The sequence below is a fragment of the Dechloromonas sp. H13 genome (assembly GCF_009469615.1).
Taxonomy (GTDB): Bacteria; Pseudomonadota; Gammaproteobacteria; order Burkholderiales; family Rhodocyclaceae; genus Azonexus.
In genome coordinates this window covers 12,034-30,804 of record NZ_SSXX01000011.1, presented here as the reverse complement: position 1 = coordinate 30,804, position 18,771 = coordinate 12,034, and the positions used below count along the sequence as shown (strand labels likewise).

19 protein-coding genes and 1 tRNA gene are annotated in these 18,771 nt (G+C 66.1%); 14 read left to right on the top strand and 6 right to left on the bottom strand.

What is annotated here, in order from left to right:
* A partial coding sequence (locus GH660_RS17455; protein WP_153146564.1) for an IS3 family transposase occupies positions 1 to 108 on the top strand: 108 nt, incomplete at its 5' end.
* A gap of 15 nt (positions 109 to 123) precedes the next feature.
* Here the strand turns inward: GH660_RS17455 and GH660_RS17450 are convergent.
* Entirely contained in the window at positions 124 to 387 is a 264-nt protein-coding gene (locus GH660_RS17450; RefSeq protein WP_153148042.1) for a hypothetical protein, read from the bottom strand.
* A 362-nt stretch (positions 388 to 749) separates the two neighbouring features.
* Here GH660_RS17450 and GH660_RS17445 point away from each other — a divergent pair, with 362 nt between their 5' ends.
* The 3 genes from GH660_RS17445 (at position 750) to GH660_RS17435 (ending at position 2,399) form a co-directional block, all read left to right on the top strand.
* Complete coding sequence (locus GH660_RS17445; RefSeq protein ID WP_153148041.1) at positions 750 to 959, top strand: hypothetical protein; 210 nt, start codon at positions 750 to 752, stop codon at positions 957 to 959.
* Between the two features lie 248 nt (positions 960 to 1,207).
* Entirely contained in the window at positions 1,208 to 1,585 is a 378-nt protein-coding gene (locus GH660_RS17440) for a DUF2335 domain-containing protein (RefSeq protein WP_153148040.1), read from the top strand.
* 349 nt (positions 1,586 to 1,934) lie between these two features.
* On the top strand, positions 1,935 to 2,399 hold the full coding sequence (locus GH660_RS17435; protein WP_153148039.1) for a DUF4124 domain-containing protein: 465 nt from the start codon (positions 1,935 to 1,937) through the stop codon (positions 2,397 to 2,399).
* Between the two features lie 56 nt (positions 2,400 to 2,455).
* On the opposite strand, the gene GH660_RS17430 is transcribed toward GH660_RS17435, so the two are convergent.
* Both GH660_RS17430 and GH660_RS17425 read right to left on the bottom strand, forming a co-directional pair.
* A complete protein-coding gene (locus tag GH660_RS17430) occupies positions 2,456 to 5,602 on the bottom strand; it encodes an efflux RND transporter permease subunit (protein ID WP_153148038.1) in 3,147 nt (1,048 codons plus the stop codon).
* A 3-nt stretch (positions 5,603 to 5,605) separates the two neighbouring features.
* Positions 5,606 to 6,694, bottom strand: coding sequence for an efflux RND transporter periplasmic adaptor subunit (locus GH660_RS17425; RefSeq protein WP_153148037.1), 1,089 nt, complete (start codon positions 6,692 to 6,694; stop codon positions 5,606 to 5,608).
* 89 nt (positions 6,695 to 6,783) lie between these two features.
* On the opposite strand from GH660_RS17425, the gene glnL reads away from it, so the two are divergent.
* Genes glnL through GH660_RS17385 form a run of 8 tightly spaced genes read left to right on the top strand, consistent with a single transcriptional unit; the run spans position 6,784 to position 14,459 of the window.
* On the top strand, positions 6,784 to 7,854 hold the full coding sequence (gene glnL / locus GH660_RS17420; protein ID WP_153148036.1) for a nitrogen regulation protein NR(II): 1,071 nt from the start codon (positions 6,784 to 6,786) through the stop codon (positions 7,852 to 7,854).
* A 50-nt stretch (positions 7,855 to 7,904) separates the two neighbouring features.
* A complete protein-coding gene (gene ntrC / locus GH660_RS17415) occupies positions 7,905 to 9,317 on the top strand; it encodes a nitrogen regulation protein NR(I) (RefSeq protein ID WP_153148035.1) in 1,413 nt (470 codons plus the stop codon).
* A 10-nt stretch (positions 9,318 to 9,327) separates the two neighbouring features.
* Positions 9,328 to 10,119: a biotin--[acetyl-CoA-carboxylase] ligase gene (locus tag GH660_RS17410; RefSeq protein ID WP_153148034.1), complete on the top strand. Its 792-nt coding sequence runs from the start codon at positions 9,328 to 9,330 to the stop codon at positions 10,117 to 10,119.
* The gene (locus tag GH660_RS17405; protein ID WP_153148033.1) at positions 10,116 to 10,862 is read left to right on the top strand and encodes a type III pantothenate kinase; all 747 of its coding nucleotides are present in this window, start codon (positions 10,116 to 10,118) and stop codon (positions 10,860 to 10,862) included. The genes GH660_RS17410 and GH660_RS17405 overlap by 4 nt, the downstream gene beginning before the upstream one ends.
* 57 nt (positions 10,863 to 10,919) lie before the next feature.
* Positions 10,920 to 11,321: a DUF350 domain-containing protein gene (locus GH660_RS17400; RefSeq protein ID WP_153148032.1), complete on the top strand. Its 402-nt coding sequence runs from the start codon at positions 10,920 to 10,922 to the stop codon at positions 11,319 to 11,321.
* Positions 11,322 to 11,339: 18 nt separating this feature from the next.
* The gene (locus GH660_RS17395) at positions 11,340 to 12,359 is read left to right on the top strand and encodes an SPFH domain-containing protein (protein ID WP_153148031.1); all 1,020 of its coding nucleotides are present in this window, start codon (positions 11,340 to 11,342) and stop codon (positions 12,357 to 12,359) included.
* A gap of 10 nt (positions 12,360 to 12,369) precedes the next feature.
* Positions 12,370 to 14,316: a DUF4178 domain-containing protein gene (locus GH660_RS17390; RefSeq protein WP_153148030.1), complete on the top strand. Its 1,947-nt coding sequence runs from the start codon at positions 12,370 to 12,372 to the stop codon at positions 14,314 to 14,316.
* Complete coding sequence (locus tag GH660_RS17385) at positions 14,316 to 14,459, top strand: hypothetical protein (RefSeq protein ID WP_153148029.1); 144 nt, start codon at positions 14,316 to 14,318, stop codon at positions 14,457 to 14,459. Before GH660_RS17390 ends, GH660_RS17385 begins: the two co-directional genes overlap by 1 nt.
* 9 nt (positions 14,460 to 14,468) lie before the next feature.
* On the opposite strand, the gene GH660_RS17380 is transcribed toward GH660_RS17385, so the two are convergent.
* Positions 14,469 to 15,116: a hypothetical protein gene (locus GH660_RS17380; RefSeq protein WP_153148028.1), complete on the bottom strand. Its 648-nt coding sequence runs from the start codon at positions 15,114 to 15,116 to the stop codon at positions 14,469 to 14,471.
* Positions 15,113 to 16,567, bottom strand: coding sequence for an NAD-dependent succinate-semialdehyde dehydrogenase (locus GH660_RS17375; RefSeq protein ID WP_153148027.1), 1,455 nt, complete (start codon positions 16,565 to 16,567; stop codon positions 15,113 to 15,115). The genes GH660_RS17380 and GH660_RS17375 overlap by 4 nt, the downstream gene beginning before the upstream one ends.
* 62 nt (positions 16,568 to 16,629) lie before the next feature.
* Between GH660_RS17375 and GH660_RS17370 the strand changes: the two genes are divergently transcribed.
* The gene (locus tag GH660_RS17370) at positions 16,630 to 17,124 is read left to right on the top strand and encodes a C40 family peptidase (RefSeq protein WP_153148026.1); all 495 of its coding nucleotides are present in this window, start codon (positions 16,630 to 16,632) and stop codon (positions 17,122 to 17,124) included.
* Positions 17,125 to 17,188: 64 nt separating this feature from the next.
* A tRNA-Arg gene (locus GH660_RS17365) sits at positions 17,189 to 17,265 on the top strand.
* 81 nt (positions 17,266 to 17,346) lie between these two features.
* Here GH660_RS17365 and GH660_RS17360 read toward each other — a convergent pair.
* Positions 17,347 to 18,642, bottom strand: coding sequence for a restriction endonuclease (locus tag GH660_RS17360; protein ID WP_153148025.1), 1,296 nt, complete (start codon positions 18,640 to 18,642; stop codon positions 17,347 to 17,349).
* Positions 18,643 to 18,771: the final 129 nt, after the last annotated feature.

Here is an 18,771-nt window from a genome sequence, read left to right as displayed (position 1 = left end):
GACTACATCGAGATGTTCTACAACCCGAAACGTCGTCACGGTTATGCAAACGACGTTTCTCCGGTAGAGTTCGAAAACCAGTATTTCAACCGGCTACAGAGTGTCTAGTAATGCCGGGGCGATTCACTCGGCCAGTTGTGCCGGCGTCAGGAAGGTTTGCGCCAGCCTAGTATCGAGGCGCTGGCCAATGACGGTGGCGACCATGAACTTGTGCAGATTGCCAAAATAGACGCCTTCGCCCTGCAGCTTGAGCAGGTCGGCGAGGTTGTCGGCCTCCAGTTCAAGATTGGCGATTTGTGCCTTGAGGGCGGCGAGCTTGTCGACGGTGCGCACGATCTGCTTCTGGGTGAGGGCAGCGGCGGCAGCGGTAGAATGTTGAACAGCCATGATTGACTCCTGTAAGTCAGTTTTGGTTAGAGCGCCCCAAGGATTGCCGTCCCTGGGGCGTTCGCATTTCCGGTTGTCGTCGGAATCTGGTACTCGGTCCTGCTGGCCTGTTCCCATAACGGCATTACCCAACCGGCCAGGCACTCGCGGCAGCCTGGTCGCCGTTCAGGCGCACTGTGCGATGTCGGGGCTGCAGTCCCGTCAATCCGGCCAGTTGCCGATACTCGCGCTTGATGATTTCGGTTTGTTGAAAGAGCGTTTGTTGCTGCTGTGTTATTACTATAGTTACGTGTAGATGTAGTGTCAAGTAGTAATTAAGCTTGGCATACGCTATATTCGTGTAACAACACGGAAGGCACTACATGAGCAAGACACAGGACGCATTGGCCTTTCTGGCCGAACATCAAGATGACAGCGTGTATGCGGTGGCTAAGCGATTTGGATTGGCGCCCACGACGCTTTACACGGCATTGGCCAGGGAGAAGGTGAAGGCTCAGAAAGAGCCATGCCCCTGCTGCGGCTCCCTGGTGCCCGGGGAGAAGATCAACCGGGATGTGCTGAAGAATAGCTAGGCTTGATGTCTGCTAATTAGCGAAACCGTTACAAGATTGGTCTTGTCAAATCGCTTGTTTGCACTGCACAATTCAAACTATGAACAAGAGAGACGCCATTTTTGCGGGGATACTGGCCGGGCTAGCAGCGCCTGGAACAGTGTACTCTGCGCCTCAATATCCATCACTTCAAGGCTCTGACCTAGAGCGGATGCGGCGTTCTGCTTGCCGTGTTGGCGAAGACTTCAAAAGGGTGATGGAGCGTGAGCATGGCAAGGTCGAACGTAAAGCAGCCTAATCAAAACCCCCGCCAGATTCTCTCGGCACAGTGGCAAGGGCCGTTACCGCCTCCTGAGGCTCTGGCGAATTTCGATCAAATAATACCAAATGGTGCTGAACGCATCATGAAGATGGTCGAAGACGAGCAGGCGCATCGAATTGCGTACGAAAAAGCCCACCTTAACGCCTTGGCTGATGATACTCGGCGAGGCCATTACATCGGTTTGGCAATTTCAGTCTCATCGATTGCCGGCGCGGTCTATGCGGCTAGCATTGGCGCCCACTGGTCAGTTAGTATTGCACTTGTCGGTGTTCCTATTCTCGGAATTATCCGAGCGATCGTGGGAAGCAAAACAAACGGTAAGTAATGCTGACTTTGTTTGTTCATTGGCCCTGCTGAAAGGTGGGGCCTTTGCTTTGTTGATGCACCAAGTTGGAATCAATTTGCACTGTATTGGTGCAATTTAAGGCATAGAAGAATGGCAGGAATCAATCAAGGGTTACGTAAATAAGTAGCCAATTGAGTAGCTACGAATCGCATTACTTGGTCGATTCCTAATAACCACGCTAATTAAATCGATTGATCTGTACTACTCCTGCGATCCAGCGGGTAGCACACGGAAAGGGCGGGTTTTTACCCCGCCCTTTTTTTGTCCACCGATTGCGGCATGGGCCGTTAAGTCCGTTAAACTTGGACGGTTAAGAGGAACCATGACGATGACACGCAGTACGCTCGCCTTCCTGCTCGCCGCGTTTGCCATGCCGGCCGCGGCGCAGACCATCTATCGCTGTACGGACGCGAACGGCGGCATGCTGATCTCGAATACACGCGTCGACAAGAGCTGCAAGGCCGTGGTCAGCAGCCCGGATTCGACGCTGCCGGCGCCCCGGGCCAAGCCGGGCGGCGCCGCGGCCAATCCGACCCCGGCCGGTTTCCCGCGGGTTCCCGAGGACACCCAGAAATCGCGCGATACCGACCGCAAGCGCATCCTCGAGCAGGAACTGGTGGCCGAACAGCGCAGCCTCGACCAGGCCCAGCGCGAACTGGCCGAGCAGCAGCGCGTGCGCTCCTCGGAGGGCTCGGCGTCGGCGCTCGACCGTGCGCAGCCCTATCGCGACCGCGTCGCGCAGCACGAGCGCAACATCGTCGCCATCCAGAAGGAACTTTCCGGCCTGCGCTGATCAGAGGCGCTCGCGGCGGCTCTGGCTGGCAGCGCTACCTATAGCGCCGGCGTGGCTCAGGCGCCATCAGGCCTGACCTTGTACCAGGCGGCATAGAGCGCCGGCAGGAAGAGCAGGGTCAGTGCCGTGGCGACGATCAGGCCGCCCATGATGGCGACCGCCATCGGTCCGAAGAAGTCGTTGCGCGACAGCGGCACCATGGCGAGCACGGCGGCGGCAGCCGTCAGGACGATGGGGCGAAAACGGCGCACCGTCGATTCGATGATCGCCTCGCGCCGCGGCTTGCCGGCCGCCATGTCCTGCTCGATCTGGTCGACCAGGATCACCGAATTGCGCATGATCATGCCGAACAGCGCGATCGTCCCGAGCAGCGCCATGAAGCCGAACGGCTTGTTGAAGAGCAGCAGGAACAGCGCGATGCCGATGATCCCGAGCGGCGCCGTCAGCAGCACCATGACGACGCGCGAGAGGTTCTGCAGCTGGATCATCAGGACGGCGACGACGGCCAGCACGAAAATCGGGAGGCCGGCCATCACCGAATTGGAGCCCTTGGCTGATTCCTCGACCGAGCCGCCGGTGACGATTCGGTAACCGGCCGGCAGTTCGGCGACGATGCGGTCGATCTGCGGCTGCAGTTCGGCGACGATGGTGGCCGGCTGTGTCGGGCCGTAGAGGTTGCCGCGCACGGTGATCGTCGGCAGGCGGTCGCGGCGCCAGACCAGCCCCGGCTCGAAGGCGTAATTAAGGCGGGCGATCTGGTTGAGCGGCACGCTCCGGCCGCTCTTCGTCGGCACCGCGAGATCCGGCAGGGCCGACAGCCGGGCGCGTTCCTGGGCGTCGCCGCGCAGCACGACGTCGATGGTCTTCTGGCCCTCGCGGTAGCTGGTCACCGTGTAGCCGTTGAGCGACATGTTGAGCAGCGCCGCCAGTTCCTGGCCGGAAACGCCGAGCAGGCGCGCCTTGTCCTGGTCGATCTCGATCTGTACTGCCTTCGACAGCTCGCTCCAGTCGAAATTGACGTTCGACAGCGCCGGGTTGCCGCGCATGGCGGTGGCGACGTCGCCGGCGATGCGCCGCAAGGTCGCGATGTCTTCGCCGGAGACGCGGTACTGGACCGGGTAGCCGACCGGTGGTCCGTTCTCGATGCGGCTGATGTTGCCGCGGATGCCCGAAACCTCGTTTTCGAACAATTTGATCAGTCGACCGCGCAAGGCCTCGCGGGCTTCGACGCTGCGCGTGACGATGACGACCTGGGCGACGTTGCTGGCTGGCAGCTGCTGGTCGAGACCGAGGTAATAGCGCGGCGCGCCGGTGCCGACGTAGGCGGTGTAGTGCTCGAACTGGTCGAATTCCGCCTGGTCGCGGGCCAGCCAGTCCTCGAGCCTGCGGGTCGCGGCGTCGATGGCGGGCAGCGAGGCGCCTTCCGGCAGGCGCAGCTCGACGTTGAGTTCGAGGCGCGTCGAATTTGGAAAGAACTGCTTCTGTACCTTGCTCATGCCGACGATGGCCAGCCCGAAGAGCAGAAGCGTGACGCCGATGACCAGCCAGCGCCGCCGGACGCAGAGCGCGACGACCCGACGGAAACGGTTGTAGAACGCCGTGCCGTAGACGTCGTGGTCCTCGCCATGCGTCAGTCCACCGAGGCCCAGTTTGTCCAGGCGCTGCGCCAGGGCCGGCCAGCGGCGGGCGAGCAGGCCGGGCTGCTTCGGCGCGCGCGGGTCGGGCAGCAGCTTGTAGCCGAGCCAGGGAATCGCCACGACCGCCGCCAGCCAGGAGATGAGCAGGGCGATGGCGTTGATCTGGAAGAAGGCGAATGCGTATTCACCGGTCGACGACTTGGCGATGGCGATCGGGATGAAGCCGGCGACGGTGACCAGCGTGCCCGACAGCATAGGTCCGGCGGTGCTGGTGTAGGCGAAGGAGGCGGCGCGCGTGCGCTCCCAGCCCTGCTCCATCTTCACCCACATCATCTCGACGGCGATGATGGCGTCGTCGACCAGCAGGCCGAGGGCGAGCACCAGCGCGCCGAGCGAGACCTTGTGCAGGCCGACGTTGAGCAGGTACATGGCGAGGAAGGTCGCCGCCAGCACCAGCGGGATCGAGAGGGCGACGACCATGCCGGTGCGCAGGCCGAGGCTGATGAAGGTGACCAGCAGGACGACGAAGACCGCCTCGGCGAGCGCCTGCACGAAGGCGGCGACCGAACGCTTGACGGCTTCCGGCTGGCTGGCCGCCTGGCCGATCTCGACGCCGAGCGGCAGATGCTCGCGGGCCTTCGCCATGTGCGCCTGCAGGGCCTTGCCGAGCTGGATGATGTCGCCGCCGGGCGCCATCGAGATGCCGATGGCCAGCGCCCGATTGCCACCGTAGCGCACTTCGGGGGCCGGCGGGTCGCTGAGGCCGCGCCGCACGGTCGCGATGTCGCCGAGGCGGAAGCTGCGGTTGCCGCTGCGGATCAGGGTGTCGGCCACCGCCTGCACGGTGTCGAAGGCGCCGCTCGGGCGAATCTGGATGCGCTCGCTGGTGGTTTCGAAGAAGCCGGCGCCGGCGACCGCGTTCTGCTGGCTCAGCGCCTGGACGATGGTCGCCTGGTCGACGCCGAGGGTCGCCAGCTTGGCGTTCGACAGCTCCACGTAGATCTTCTCGTCCTGGATGCCGAAGATTTCCACCTTGCCGACACCGGGAATGCGCAACAGGTCGTCGCGCAGGCGCTCGGCGATGTCTTTCAGCTGCGGGTAGGCGAGGTCGTTCGCGGTCAACGCGTAAATACTGCCGAAAACGTCGCCGAATTCGTCGTTGAAATAGGGGCCCTGGATGCCGGCCGGCAGGGTGTGGCGAATATCGCCGATCTTCTTGCGCACCTGGTAGAAGATCTCGGGCACCATCGCCGGCGGCGTGCTGTCCTTTGCGAAGAACATCACCGTCGATTCGCCGGGCCGCGAGAAGCTTTGCACGCGGTCGATGTACGGTGTCTCCTGCAGCTTCTTCTCGATCTTGTCGGTCAGCTGTTCCGCGACCTGGACGGCGGTGGCGCCCGGCCAGTAGCTGCGGATCACCATCAGCTTGAAGGTGAACGGCGGATCTTCGGCCTGGCTCAGGCGGCCGTAGGCGAAGATCCCCATCAGCGCGACGATGAACAGGAAGAAGCCGACCAGCGTGCGGTGATGCAGCGTCCAGTCGGACAGGTTGAAACGCTGGCTCACGGCTCAGCGCTGCCGGTCGGGCGGTGGCGCCGGCTGCGCCTGCACCGCCTGGCCGGCGCTCAGGCGGCGCTGGCCGCTGAGGATGACCATCTCGCCGGCCTGCAGGCCGCCGGCGACGATGCCGCCGTCCTCGCGGAAGCCCTGCACCGCGACGGCGCGCGGAACCGCCTTGCCGTCCTGGACGACCCAGACCTCCGGCCCCGTGCCGCTGTCGACGATCGCCGTGAGCGGCACGACGATGGGGGCGGCGGTGCCGGTGCCGAGGATGACGCGCGCCGTCATGCCGAGTTCGACCGTCGGCGGCGGGTCGACGATGCGGATGCGCGCCGCGTAGGTGCGGGTCGCCGGGTCGGCGGCCGCCGCCAGTTCGCGCACTTCGCCCCGGAGCAGGGAATCCGGCCGGGCCCACAGGTTGACCGCAATGTCCTTCGCCGCCTTCAGGTCGGCCAGGCGGCTCTCGGGGACGGCGATCGCCACTTCCTTCTCTTCCGGACGCGCCAGGCGGAAGACCGGCTGGCCGGCGCCGACCACCTGGCCGGCGTCGGCCAGCACGGCGGTGATCACGCCGTCGGTTTCGGCGGCGAGCGTTCCGTAGGCGGCCTGGTTGCCGCTGATCTGGCCCTGCGCGCGCGCTTGCTCGAGGCGCGCGCGGGCGCTGCGATAGGCGTTTTCCTTGGCGTCGAAGGCGGCCTGGCTAACGAAGCGCTTTTCGAGCAGCCCGGCGTAACGCTCGCGCTCGCTGGCAGCCGTCGTGTATTCGCTTTCGGCGGCGGCCACCTGGGCGGCTGCCGCCTGCCGGGATAATTGGAGGTCGGCCGGGTCGAGGCGGGCCAGCGGCTGTCCGGCCTTGACCGCCATGCCGCTGTCGACGAGGCGGGCGGCGATCTTGCCGCCGACGCGGAAGGCCAGGTCGACTTCGTGGCGCGCCCGGACTTCGCCGGTATAGACGGTCTTGCCGCCATCGCCGCTGCCGGCGGCCTGCACCAGGACCGTCGGCGCGGCCGGCGCCGGAGCCTCGCCGCGGTCGCAGGCGCCCAGGGCGATGGCGAGGCAGCCGGCAAGGGCGAACGAAACGAACGGGTGGGCGGGCATGGCGGGTACCGAAGGGTAATGCGGCAATGATAATGAACGATCGGTCAGTAACGCAATAGATGCCACGGCGCACTCGGGGAGTCGTTACAATGGCGGCCATGATCAGTGCGCTGTCGGCCTTCAACGGGCTGGATTTTCTCGCTTCGACCGTCCTCCTGCTCGACGAGGGGCTGGTGGTGCGCTACGTCAATCCCTCGGGCGAAAACCTGCTCGCCGTCAGCCTGCGTTCGGTCACCGGCAAGCCGCTGGGAACGATCTGCACCTGCTCGGCGACCCTGCAGGGGGCGCTCGACAACGCCCTGAACAACAACTGGGGCTATACCGGCCAGAACATCGAGCTCAAGCGCGGCGATGGCGAAGTGCTGCACATCAACTGCACGGTGACGCCGTTGCGTCCGGAGCTGGCGGCAGGGGTGCGCCTGCTCCTCGAACTGCAGCCGATCGAGCAGCAGCTGGCGGCGACCCGCGAGGAACGGCTGATCGAACAGCAGAAGGCGAGCCGCGAGCTGATCCGCAACCTGGCGCACGAGATCAAGAATCCGCTCGGTGGCATCCGCGGCGCCGCGCAACTGCTCGAGCACGAACTGAGCAATCCGTCGCTCAAGGAGTACACCCAGGTCATCATCAAGGAAGCCGACCGCCTGCAGGACCTGATGCAGCGCCTGCTGACGCCGCACCGGGCGATGCTGCCGACCACGGTCAACATCCACGAAATCCTCGAGCGTGTGCGCAGCCTGCTGACCGCCGAGTTTCCCGGCTCGCTGTCGATGCGCCGCGACTACGATACCAGCCTGCCGGAAATGGTGGGCGATCGCGAGCAGCTCATCCAGGCCCTCCTCAACGTTGCACGCAACGCGGCGCAGGCGATGCATGGCGAGGGCGAGATCGTGCTGCGCACGCGCGTCCTGCGCCAGGTCACGCTGGCCAAGAAGCGCTATCGCCTGGCGCTGGAAATCAAGGTCGTCGACAACGGCCCGGGGATTCCGGAAATCGTGCGCGAACGCATGTTCTATCCGCTGGTTTCCGGGCGCGAGGGCGGCAGCGGCCTCGGCCTGACGATCGCCCAGAATTTCGTCCAGCATCATCACGGCACCATCGACTGTTCCAGCCAGCCCGGACAAACGATCTTCACCATCCGCCTGCCGGTTGAGCAGGCCTGAGTCTTGCTTGTGTCATGTCCGTTGCCAATGACAAGATGAGCAAAATCGCCATGAAACCGGTCTGGATCGTCGATGACGACCGTTCTATCCGCTGGGTGCTGGAGAAGACCCTGTCCCGCGAGGGCATTCCGTTCAAGAGCTTCGCCTCGGCCACCGAGGCCATCTCGCAGCTCGAACAGGGCGCCGAGCCGCCGCAGGTGCTGATGTCCGACATCCGGATGCCCGGCCAGTCGGGCCTGGATCTGCTGCAGGAGGTCAAAACCCGCTTTCCGACGGTACCGGTCATCATCATGACCGCCTATTCCGACCTGGAAAGCGCCGTTGCCGCCTTCCAGGGGGGCGCCTTCGAATACCTGCCCAAGCCCTTCGATGTCGATCAGGCGGTCGAGCTGATCCGCCGGGCGGTCGACGAATCTATGCACCAGAGTGGTGCAAGCGAGGAAGAAGGCCTGGTTCCGGAGATTCTCGGCCAGGCGCCGGCGATGCAGGAAGTCTTCCGCGCCATCGGCCGCCTCGCGCTCTCGCACGCCACCGTGCTGATCAACGGCGAATCCGGCAGCGGCAAGGAACTGGTGGCGCGCGCCCTGCACCGCCACAGTCCGCGCGCCGACAAGCCCTTCATCGCCATCAACACCGCGGCGATTCCCCGGGACCTGCTCGAGTCCGAACTGTTTGGCCACGAGCGCGGCGCCTTCACCGGCGCCCAGACGCAGCGCCGCGGCCGCTTCGAGCAGGCCGAGGGTGGCACGCTGTTCCTCGACGAGATCGGCGACATGCCGTCCGAGCTGCAGACGCGCCTGTTGCGCGTGCTGTCGGACGGGCACTATTACCGGGTCGGCGGCCATTCGCCGATCAAGGCCAACGTCCGCGTCATCGCCGCTACGCACCAGAATCTCGAAGCGCGGGTCAAGGAAGGCCTGTTCCGCGAAGACCTCTTTCATCGCCTCAACGTCATCCGCATCCGCCTGCCGGCCCTGCGCGAGCGGCGCGAGGATATTCCGCTGCTGACCCGCCATTTCCTGCAGAAGAGCGCCCGCGAGCTCGGCGTCGAGGCCAAGCGCCTGTCGGACGCCGCGATCAAGTACCTGAGCGGGCTCGACTTCCAGGGCAACGTGCGTCAGCTGGAAAACCTCTGCCACTGGTTGACGGTGATGGCGCCGGGCCAGCAGGTCGAAATTGGCGACCTGCCGACCGAGTTGCGCGACGCGGCGCCGACGGCGCTGGCCACCGACTGGGAAAGCGGGCTCGAAGGCGAGGTCGACCGCCTGCTGGCGGCCGGCGTCGATGACGTCCACGGACGCCTGTCGCAGATCTTCGAGCGCATCCTGATCTCTCGTGCGCTGGCGCGCACCGGTGGCCGCCGCATTGAGGCGGCGCAGGCGCTGGGCATCGGGCGCAACACGATCACGCGCAAGATCGCCGAACTCGGCATCGACGGCGGCAGGGAGTCGGCGGCGGAGTAGAATCCGCGGCATGACACTGATCGACCCCGCTTTACTGAAAATCCGGCTGGGCGCGCTGGCCGGGCGTTTCGACGTCGACGCGCTGGCCGAATGCGATTCCACCAGCAGCGAACTGCTGCGCCGCGCCGAGCGCGGCGCGCCGGCAGGCACCGTCGTCGTCGCCGACCGCCAGCACGCCGGGCGCGGCCGCCGCGGCCGGCAATGGCTGTCGGCGCCGGGCGACAGCCTGACCTTCTCCTGTCTGTGGCGCTTCACCGGCCCGGCGACGCAACTGGCCGGCCTCTCGCTGGCCGTCGGCGTCGCGGTCAGCGAGGCGCTGGAAGGGCTGGGCGCCCGCCGCGTGCGCCTGAAGTGGCCGAACGACGTCCTGCTCGAACAAGGCGGCGACTACGCCAAGCTGGCCGGCATCCTGGTCGAACTCGCCTCGGACCGGCGCGGTACGCAGGCGGTGATCGGCATCGGCATCAACCTGCGCGCGCCGGCCGGCGACCTGCCGCAGCCGGCGGCCGGCCTCGCCGACGACCTGCCGGCGCTGCCCGACCGCCACGACCTGCTTGCCGCCCTGCTGGGGGCGCTGGCCGGGGCGCTCGACCGCTTCGAGGGCGGCGGTTTCGCCGCCCTGCAATCGGCCTGGCAGCGCCGCCACGCCTGGCAGAACCAGCCGGTGCGCCTGCTGCAGGACGGCGTCGTGGACGGCGAAGGCATCTGTCTCGGCGCCGATACGGACGGCGCGCTGCTGGTCGAAACGCCGGTCTGCATCAAGCGCTTCCTGTCCGGCGACGTTTCGCTGCGCCGCGCATGATCCTCTGCATCGACAGCGGCAACAGCCGCATCAAGTGGGGGTTGCACGACGCCGGTGGCTGGATCGAGACGGCTGCGGTCGACCATGCCGAAAGTGCCAAAATGGCCGATCTGCCGCGCCGCCTGCCGATGCCGGAAAGCGTGCTGCTGGCCAATGTCGCCGGCGACGCGGCGCGGACGGCGATCGTCGACGCGCTGGCGCCGTGGCGGCCGGTGCTGCAGGAAGTGACGGCGACGGCGGCGGCCGGCGGCGTCACCAGTCTCTATGAAAACCCGTCTCGCCTCGGCGTCGATCGCTGGTGCGCGCTGATCGGCGCCCGAGCCGCGACCAGCGCGCCATGCGTCGTCGTCATGGCCGGCACGGCGACGACCATCGACACGCTGGACGGCGACGGCCGTTTCCTCGGCGGCCTGATCCTGCCCGGCCTCGACCTGATGCGCCGTGCGCTGGCGCGCGACACGGCGGCGTTGCCGCTGGCCGCCGGCCGCTATGCGGCGTATCCGCGCAGCACCGACGACGCCATCACCAGCGGCTGCATCGAGGCCCAGGCCGGCGCCATCGAGCGCGCCCGCGCACGGCTCGGTGGCGAAGCCGTCTGCCTGCTGTCCGGCGGCGCCGCCGCGGCCATCGGCGAGCATCTCGGCGTGCCGCACAGCCTGGTTGGCAACCTGGTGCTGGAGGGCCTGGCACGGCTCGCCGCCGACGCGCCGGCCGGGTATGCCGCCGGCAAAACCGGCGGTTGAAGATTGCCGGCTTAGCGGCGACAATGGCCGCCAATTCGACAGTTTCCGGGAGGGGCCATGTTTGATCCGGTCATCAACAATCTGCCAGCCTTCGCCAGCTTCTTCGCGACCGCCGTCGTCCTGCTGCTGGTCTTCCTCGCCATCTACGTCCGCGTCACGCCGTACAACGAGCTGACGCTGATCCGCCAGGGCAACACCGCGGCGGCGGTCAGCCTCGGCGGGGCGGTACTCGGCTTCGCGCTGCCGATCGCGGTGGCGGTGGCGGTCAGCCACAACCTGTACGCGATGATCGGCTGGGGGCTGGTCGCCTCGGTCGTCCAGCTGCTTACTTTCATTGCGGCGCGGCTCGCGCTGCCGCAGCTCAACGAAAGCATTCCCCAGGGCAAGCTGGCCTCGGGGATTTTCCTCGCATCGCTGGCGATCGGCGTCGGCATCCTCAACGCCGGCTGCATCGTCTGATCTTTTAGGAGGCAAATCATGGCCCTGATGGACTTCATCAAGAAACAATTCATCGACATCCTGCAATGGACCGAGTCCGGCGACGGCACGCTGGCCTGGCGTTTCCCGATGCAGGAAATGGAAATCCAGAACGGCGCCAACCTGACCGTGCGCGAATCGCAGGTCGCGCTGTTCGTCAACGAAGGCACAGTGGCCGACGTCTTTCAGCCCGGCATGTACAAGCTGACGACGCAGACGCTGCCGGTCCTGACCTACCTGAAGAACTGGGACAAGCTGTTCGAGTCGCCCTTCAAGTCCGACCTCTACTTCTTCTCGACGCGCACCCAGCTCGACCAGAAGTGGGGTACGCCGAACCCGATCACCATCCGCGACAAGGAATTCGGCATCGTCCGCCTGCGCGCCTTCGGCATCTACTCGTACCACCTGAGCGACGCCAAGACCTTCTACCAGAAGATTTCCGGCACCCGCGACGCCTATACCCGCGAGGAGCTCGAGGGCCAGCTGCGCAACACCATGGTCGCCGGGCTGACCGACCTGTTCGGCGAATCCGGCGTGCCCTTCATCGACATGGCGGCCAACCAGGATGAGTTCGGCAAGGCGATGTTTGCCAAAATGGCGCCGACCTTCGCCGATTTCGGCCTGACGCTCGATTCGCTGGTGGTGCAGAACGTTTCGCTGCCGGAAGAGCTGCAGAAGGTGCTCGACCAGAAGATCGGCATGAACATGATCGGCGACATGGGTCGCTTCACGCAGTACCAGGTCGCCAATGCCATTCCCGAGGCGGCGAAGAACGAGGGCGGCATGGCCGGCATGGGTGTCGGCCTCGGCGCCGGCGTTGGCTTCGGACAGGTCATGGGGCAGGCGATGGCGTCGGCCATGCAGCCGGCTACCGGCGCGGCGCCCGCTGCGGCGGCTCCGGTCAGCGCCGACGAGGTCGTGGCGACGCTGGAAAAACTACATGGGCTGGTCGAGAAGGGCATCCTCAGCCAAGCCGAGTTCGACGCCAAGAAAGCGGAATTGCTCAAGAAACTGAGTTGACCGCGACCAAGTGGCGCTGACTGCCTCCTGTCCTTCCTGCGGCGCGCCGGTCGTCTTCAAGTCGGCGGGGTCGATCTTCGCCGTCTGCGAATACTGCCAGAGCACGCTGGTCCGCCACGACCAGGCGCTGGAAGACATCGGCAAGATGGCGGCGCTGGTCGAGGACCGTTCGCCGCTGCAGCTGGGCGCCGAAGGCAGCTACAAGGGCGTCCATTTCGCCCTGATCGGGCGCATCCAGATCAAGTACAGCCAGGGCTACTGGAACGAGTGGCACCTGCTGTTCGACGACATGCGCACCGGCTGGCTGTCGGAAGCCGGCGGCGAGTACGTGCTCACCTTCGCCCGCCAGGTCGACGAGGCGCTGCCGCCATTCGCCGACCTGAAGATCGGCCAGCGTTTCGTGCTCGCCAGCCGGGCGTGGACGGTCAGCAACATCGAGAACGCCGAGTGCGTCGCCGGCCAGGGCGAGTTGCCGTTCAAGGTCGGCGCCGGCTACCCGGTCGCTGCGGTCGACCTGCGAAGCGGGGCGAATTCGGGTGCCAGTTTCGCGACCCTCGATTATTCCGAAACGCCGCCGCTGCTCTTCGTCGGCGAGCCGGTGGCCTTCGCGTCGCTGAAGATGAGCAACCTGCGCGCGGGCATGGCGGTCCCGACGGCGACCGTCGAGGCGCAGGTCTTCCGCTGCCCGAGTTGCGGGGCGCCGCTGCAGGCGCGCTCCAGGGAAATCCTGGCGGTCGGTTGTGCGAGTTGCGGGGCGGTGGTCGACCCCGCTGACCGAAACTACAAGCTGTTGTCGCAGGCGGCCGGCCTGCGCGACGAGAAATACACGCCGCGCCTGGCCCTCGGCAGCAAGGGCGTGCTGGAAGGCAAGCCGGTCGAGGTCATCGGCTTTCTCGTCCGCCAGACGAAGGTGGAAGGCATCGCTTACGACTGGCGCGAATACCTGCTCGCCGGCGAGAACGGCACCTACCGCTGGCTCACCGAATACAACGGCCACTGGAACGTCGTCGACGTGCTGTCGAACCCGCCGACGACCAGCGGCATCATCGAACTCGACAACGTGAATTACGGCGGCCAGGCGTTCAGGCATTTTTCGACGACGCCGGTCGCCGAGGTGATCCAGGTCGCCGGCGAATTCACCTGGCGCGTGCGGCGCGGCGAAACCTGCAGCGTGCTCGACTACGTGGCGCCGCCGCTGATGCTGTCGCGCGAATCGACGAGCAACGACCTCAACTGGTCGCTCGGCACCTACGTCGCGCCCGACACGATCGCCGAAGCCTTCCAGCTCATGGGGCGCATGATCGCGCCGGTCGGCGTCTACGCCAACCAGCCCAACCCGTGGGAAGAGACGCATCGCCGCGTCTGCCGCCTGTTCTGGAAGCTGGCGCTGGCTGCCGTCCTGCTGCAGGTCTTCTTCGCCTTCATCGGCGGCGGCCGTACCCTGCTGCGCCAGGATTTCGTCTTCTCGCGGCAAATGGCCGAAGAGACGGTGGTCAGCCGCGACTTCGAGGTACGCGGCAAGCCGCGCAAGATCACCGTGCGCAACACCACCTCGCTCGACAACAACTGGATCGGCCTCGACCTGATGCTGGTCAACAAGGCCACCGGCCAGGCCTGGCCGACCACCCGCGAACTGGCCTACTACTACGGCAGCGACGGCGGCGAAAGCTGGTCGGAAGGCAGCCGCGACGACGAGGTCGTCTTCCTCGACATTCCCCCCGGCACCTACTACCTGACGGTCGACCCCGAGCTCGCGCCGGAAAAGCCGGTGCCGGTACGCGACGTCATCGAGGTGTCGAGCGGCGCCGCCGGCTGGTCCAATTTCGTGATGGTCATGCTGTTCCTGGCGGTGTTCCCGTTCTTCACGCGCCTGCGCCATGCCGCTTTCGAGGCGGCGCGCTGGTCCGAGAGCGACCACGCGCCGGCGAGCAGCGATTCTTCGGACGGAGACGACTGATGTTCGGAAAGTTCAACCTGGCGACCGGCGTGCTGGCGCTGCTGCTCTTCGGCTACGCCCAGCACCAGGGCTGGAACCTCTTCGACAACGTCGCCAATTCCGGCCACGGCGGTTCCGGTAGCAGCCGCGTCTATCACAAGTAGGCGCGGCGCTCAGTCGCCGCCACAGCCTCCGCCGCCGCCATCGCCACCCCCGTCACCGTCGGCGCTGCCGGAGTCGCCCGCGCAGCCGCTGCTGCAGCCGATATGGCTCGCGCAGTAGCCGGTGCCCGTCGCACCGGCCGCTAGGCAGTCGAGCTGGTAGACGAAGCCGCCGGCGATCAGCAGCGCCGCGTCGAGCGCGAACAGGCGCGGCAGGCGGTCGGGCTTTTTCGGGTCGATCCGTTCGCGCGCGCAGGCCAGCCGCCAGGCGCGCCGAATGCCGTCGGAAGCGGCGGTCGGCGACGCCATCGCCTCGGCCGGCGTATGGTGCAGGAAGCGCCCGAAGGCGTGGCGGCAGAAGCGGTCGTACTGGCGAGTGAACAGGATGAATTCGTGCCAGGCATCGTCGACCGCCTGCGACGGCATCGCCACCAGGCGGCGGCCGGCGCTGCGGCAGAGGTGGAAGTAGTCGCGCAGGCCGGCGAAGACTTCGCCGCGCTGGGCCGCCGTCAGTTCCGGCCGGCGGGCGGCGAGCCGCCGGTCGAGCGTTTCGGCGAACGGGTAGCGGTCGATGAACGCCACCCGCCGCCGCGCCGCCCACTGCCGCCAGACCAGCCACAGCAGCAGGGCGAGCGCCAGCGGCAGGATGACCTTGATCATCCGTTCACGTCGAAGCAGAGGTACTTGATCTCGAGGTAGTCCTCGATCCCGTACTTCGATCCCTCGCGGCCGATGCCGGACTGCTTGACGCCGCCAAAGGGCGCCACCTCGTTCGAGATGAGGCCGGTATTGACGCCGACCATGCCGTATTCGAGTGCTTCGCCGACGCGCCAGCAGCGGGCCACGTCGCGCGAATAGAAGTAGGCGGCGAGGCCGAACTCGGTGTCGTTGGCCATCGCCACCGCCTCGGCCTCGGTCGTGAAGCGGAAGAGCGGCGCCACCGGGCCGAAGGTTTCCTCGCGCGCCACCTTCATGTCGGACGTCACGTCGGCGAGTACCGTCGGCTGGTAGAAATTGCCGCCGCGCGCGTGGCGGGCGCCGCCGCACAGCACGCGGGCGCCCCTGGCCCGCGCGTCGGCGACGTGCGCCTCGACCTTGGCCAGCGCCGAATCGTCGATCAACGGCCCCTGCGCGACGTCCTCCTCGGTGCCGGCGCCGACCTTCATCGCGCCGGCGCGCGCCGCCAGCTTGCGGGCGAACTCCTCGTAGACGCCGGCCTGCACCAGGATGCGGTTGGCGCACACGCAGGTCTGGCCGGTGTTGCGGTATTTGGCGATCAGCGCGCCGTTGACCGCGGCATCCACGTCGGCGTCGTCGAAGACGATGAACGGCGCGTTGCCGCCGAGTTCCAGCGACAGCTTCTTGATCGTCGGTGCCGACTGCGCCATCAGTAGCCGCCCGATTTCGGTCGAGCCGGTGAAGGACAGCTTGCGCACCACCGGGCTGGCCGTCAGCTCGCCGCCGATGGCCACCGGGTCGCCGGTCAGCACGTTGATGACGCCGGCCGGAAAACCGGCTTCCTCGGCCAGCGCGGCCAGCGCCAGCGCGGTCAGCGGCGTCTGCTCGGCCGGCTTGACGACGACGGTGCAGCCCGCCGCCAGCGCCGGGGCAACCTTGCGCGTGATCATGGCGAGCGGGAAATTCCACGGCGTGATCGCGGCGCAGACGCCGATCGCCTGCTTGACGACGACGATCCGCTTGTCGGCAGCGGTGGCCGGAATCGTTTCGCCGTAGGCGCGTTTGCCCTCCTCGGCGAACCACTCGACGAAGGACGCGCCGTAGGCGACCTCGCCCTTCGCCTCGGCCAGCGGCTTGCCGCCCTCAGCGGTGATCAGTTGCGCCAGGTCGTCGGCGTTGGCGTTGATCAACGCGAACCAGCGCTGCAGCACCTGCGCCCGCTGCTTGGCAGTCTGCGCCCGCCAGCCCGGCAGGGCCGCGTCGGCCGCGGCGATGGCGCGTTGGGTCTCGGCAGCGCCGCAGTTTGCCACCGCAGCGAGTGTGGCGCCGTTCGCCGGGTCGCGTACCGCCAGCGTCGCGCCGTTATCGGCGGCGACCCATTTTCCGCCCAAATAGGCGGTCGACCGCAACAATGCCTGGTTCCGTATCTGCATGGCCTTGAAAAATCCTGTATAAACTGTAAGTTATGAATTGTTTGCAGAAAGCACTTTAAAAGATGCGCGTTTCCGCCCTGTTCTCGCTGACGCTGACCGTCTTCCTGCTTGCCGCCTGCGGCAGCCCGGCGCCGCGGCCGTATGGCCCGGCGGGAACTATAGCGCCCCTGCCGGTCAGCGAGAAGGGCAACGAGGTCGCCCTCTATGCGCTGGGGCTGATCGACACCGGCTACCGTTTCGGCGGCAAGAACCCTGAGGCCGGCCTCGACTGCAGCGGCATGGTCGCCTTCATCTACGGCCAGGCTGCCGGCGTCAGGGTCAGCGGCAGCGCCGCCGACATCGCCCGCAACACGCGTCCGATCGACCGCGGCGCACTGCGTCCGGGTGACCTCGTCTTCTTCAACACCCTCAACCGGCCGTACTCGCATGTCGGCATCTACGTCGGCGACGCGCGCTTCGTCCATGCGCCATCGACCAACGGCAAGGTGCGCATCGACCGCCTGAACGATCGCTACTACGCCCAGCGCTTCGAAGCGGCCGGAACTTTCTTCGACTGAGCGCGCCGTCGCGCCGGATGGATTGGACGCCGGCCGGCGCAGACGGTAGAATCGCGGCTCCCGCGCGCCCGTAGCTCAGCTGGATAGAGTATTGCCCTCCGAAGGCAAGGGTCGGACGTTCGAATCGTCTCGGGCGCGCCAATCGGATACGAATCCGGGCACTTCGATCGAAGTGCCCGTTTTCATTTCCGGGCATGCCTGTTACGGGAACGGCGCGCCGTCCTACGCTTCGCGCGCTACCCCGAGCCGCTGGCCGCATTCCGGGTAGCGCTGGCATTCCCAGAATTCCGGATAGCCCGGGGTGCCGGCAATGAGCTTCATCTTGCTTCCGCAAGCCGGGCAGGTCGGGGTCTGGTAGTCGCCGTCGGTGGCGAATTCGAGCAGGTGCCGGCGGTCGGCTTCCGGCAGCCGTTTGAGCATCATCAACAGCATGGTGCCGTCGATCAGGGTGATGCGGTTGCGTTCGGCCACCGCCTTGGCGTCGGCGGAGAACTGCCCGCCGCTCATGAAAAACGCCTTGCCGATCTTCTCGTGGGTCATCGCGCCGAGCAGTCCCAGCACCGGCCTGGCCCCGACTTGCTGCCCGCCCTGCACTGTGCACTGAACGAGGGAGGTCACCTGCCCGGTATCGTCCTGGTAAAGCCGCAGATCGATGCCGTCGTCGGTCCCCGGGGCGCTGGTTTCGCAGCGAATGCCGCGCATCTCGTAGAGCTTTCTGCAGACTTCGGCAAAGCGCTTCCACTCGATGTCGCGAATGAGATCGAGCGTCCATTCGGTCGGCTTTTCAGGCGCCCTCGGTGCGGGTTCTGCAGGGGCAGGCTGAACGGGCGCTGTCAGTTCAATGGCTGCCGGTTCGAGAGCTGTCGGTTGGAGGGGGAGGGGCTCGACGGGTAACGGTTCGACAGGCAGTGGTTCAACAGGTATCGGTTCAACAGGTACGGGTTCAACAGGTACGGGTTCAACAGGTACGGGTTCAACAGGTACGGGTTCGACGGGCAGCGGTTCGACAGGTACGGGTTCGACGGGCAGCGGTTCGACAGGCACAGGTTCGGCAGGCACAGGTTCGGCAGCTGCCGGCGCAACGAGCGTCGGCTCGATGTCGCGTGCTGCTGCCGGCGCCTGCTGCCCGGGCTGCGGACTCGCTTCGGCAACCGCGCCGGTGATGCCGGTCGGTTCCAGCCTGACTGGCGATCCGTCGGTTGCCGAGGCGGATTGCTGCCCCGCGGCGGCCGCCGCAGCGGCGCTCTTCTGTTTCTTGCTTCCCTTGGAAGACGATTTCTTCGCTCGCGCTCGGGAGGTCGCTGCCTTGAGATACGCAAGCCCGGCAATGACGAAGAAAAAGCCGGAAAATACCCAGGAAAATGCGATGAGCGCGTCGGAGATCGCGATCAGGACCGGGCTGGTGAACCGAAAGGCCGGCAGAACCCAGTCCAGCACGATGAATATGAGCACGCCGATGGCGACGCTCACCTGCCAGGGGGCATCCATCACCATGGCCAGGAATGAATCGCTCTGCACGTCTCTTCTATGTGTCATTACGACCCCTCGAAACTTTCCGGCATTGTAAGGTAATGGAGGCCATCTGCCGCTATGCAGTTTGTGCAATCACCATCGCCGCTTCATGCAGGATCGCTATCCGGGTTACAT

Excerpts from the sequence above, each read along its gene's own strand:
- GH660_RS17450 (WP_153148042.1), bottom strand. The coding sequence starts at position 387 with ATGGCTGTTCAACATTCTACCGCTGCCGCCGCTGCCCTCACCCAGAAG.
- GH660_RS17445 (WP_153148041.1), top strand. The coding sequence starts at position 750 with ATGAGCAAGACACAGGACGCATTGGCCTTTCTGGCCGAACATCAAGAT.
- GH660_RS17440 (WP_153148040.1), top strand. The coding sequence starts at position 1,208 with ATGGCAAGGTCGAACGTAAAGCAGCCTAATCAAAACCCCCGCCAGATT.
- GH660_RS17435 (WP_153148039.1), top strand. The coding sequence starts at position 1,935 with ATGACACGCAGTACGCTCGCCTTCCTGCTCGCCGCGTTTGCCATGCCG.
- GH660_RS17425 (WP_153148037.1), bottom strand. The coding sequence starts at position 6,694 with ATGCCCGCCCACCCGTTCGTTTCGTTCGCCCTTGCCGGCTGCCTCGCC.
- glnL (WP_153148036.1), top strand. The coding sequence starts at position 6,784 with ATGGCGGCCATGATCAGTGCGCTGTCGGCCTTCAACGGGCTGGATTTT.
- ntrC (WP_153148035.1), top strand. The coding sequence starts at position 7,905 with ATGAAACCGGTCTGGATCGTCGATGACGACCGTTCTATCCGCTGGGTG.
- GH660_RS17410 (WP_153148034.1), top strand. The coding sequence starts at position 9,328 with ATGACACTGATCGACCCCGCTTTACTGAAAATCCGGCTGGGCGCGCTG.
- GH660_RS17405 (WP_153148033.1), top strand. The coding sequence starts at position 10,116 with ATGATCCTCTGCATCGACAGCGGCAACAGCCGCATCAAGTGGGGGTTG.
- GH660_RS17400 (WP_153148032.1), top strand. The coding sequence starts at position 10,920 with ATGTTTGATCCGGTCATCAACAATCTGCCAGCCTTCGCCAGCTTCTTC.
- GH660_RS17395 (WP_153148031.1), top strand. The coding sequence starts at position 11,340 with ATGGCCCTGATGGACTTCATCAAGAAACAATTCATCGACATCCTGCAA.
- GH660_RS17385 (WP_153148029.1), top strand. The coding sequence starts at position 14,316 with ATGTTCGGAAAGTTCAACCTGGCGACCGGCGTGCTGGCGCTGCTGCTC.
- GH660_RS17380 (WP_153148028.1), bottom strand. The coding sequence starts at position 15,116 with ATGATCAAGGTCATCCTGCCGCTGGCGCTCGCCCTGCTGCTGTGGCTG.
- GH660_RS17375 (WP_153148027.1), bottom strand. The coding sequence starts at position 16,567 with ATGCAGATACGGAACCAGGCATTGTTGCGGTCGACCGCCTATTTGGGC.
- GH660_RS17370 (WP_153148026.1), top strand. The coding sequence starts at position 16,630 with ATGCGCGTTTCCGCCCTGTTCTCGCTGACGCTGACCGTCTTCCTGCTT.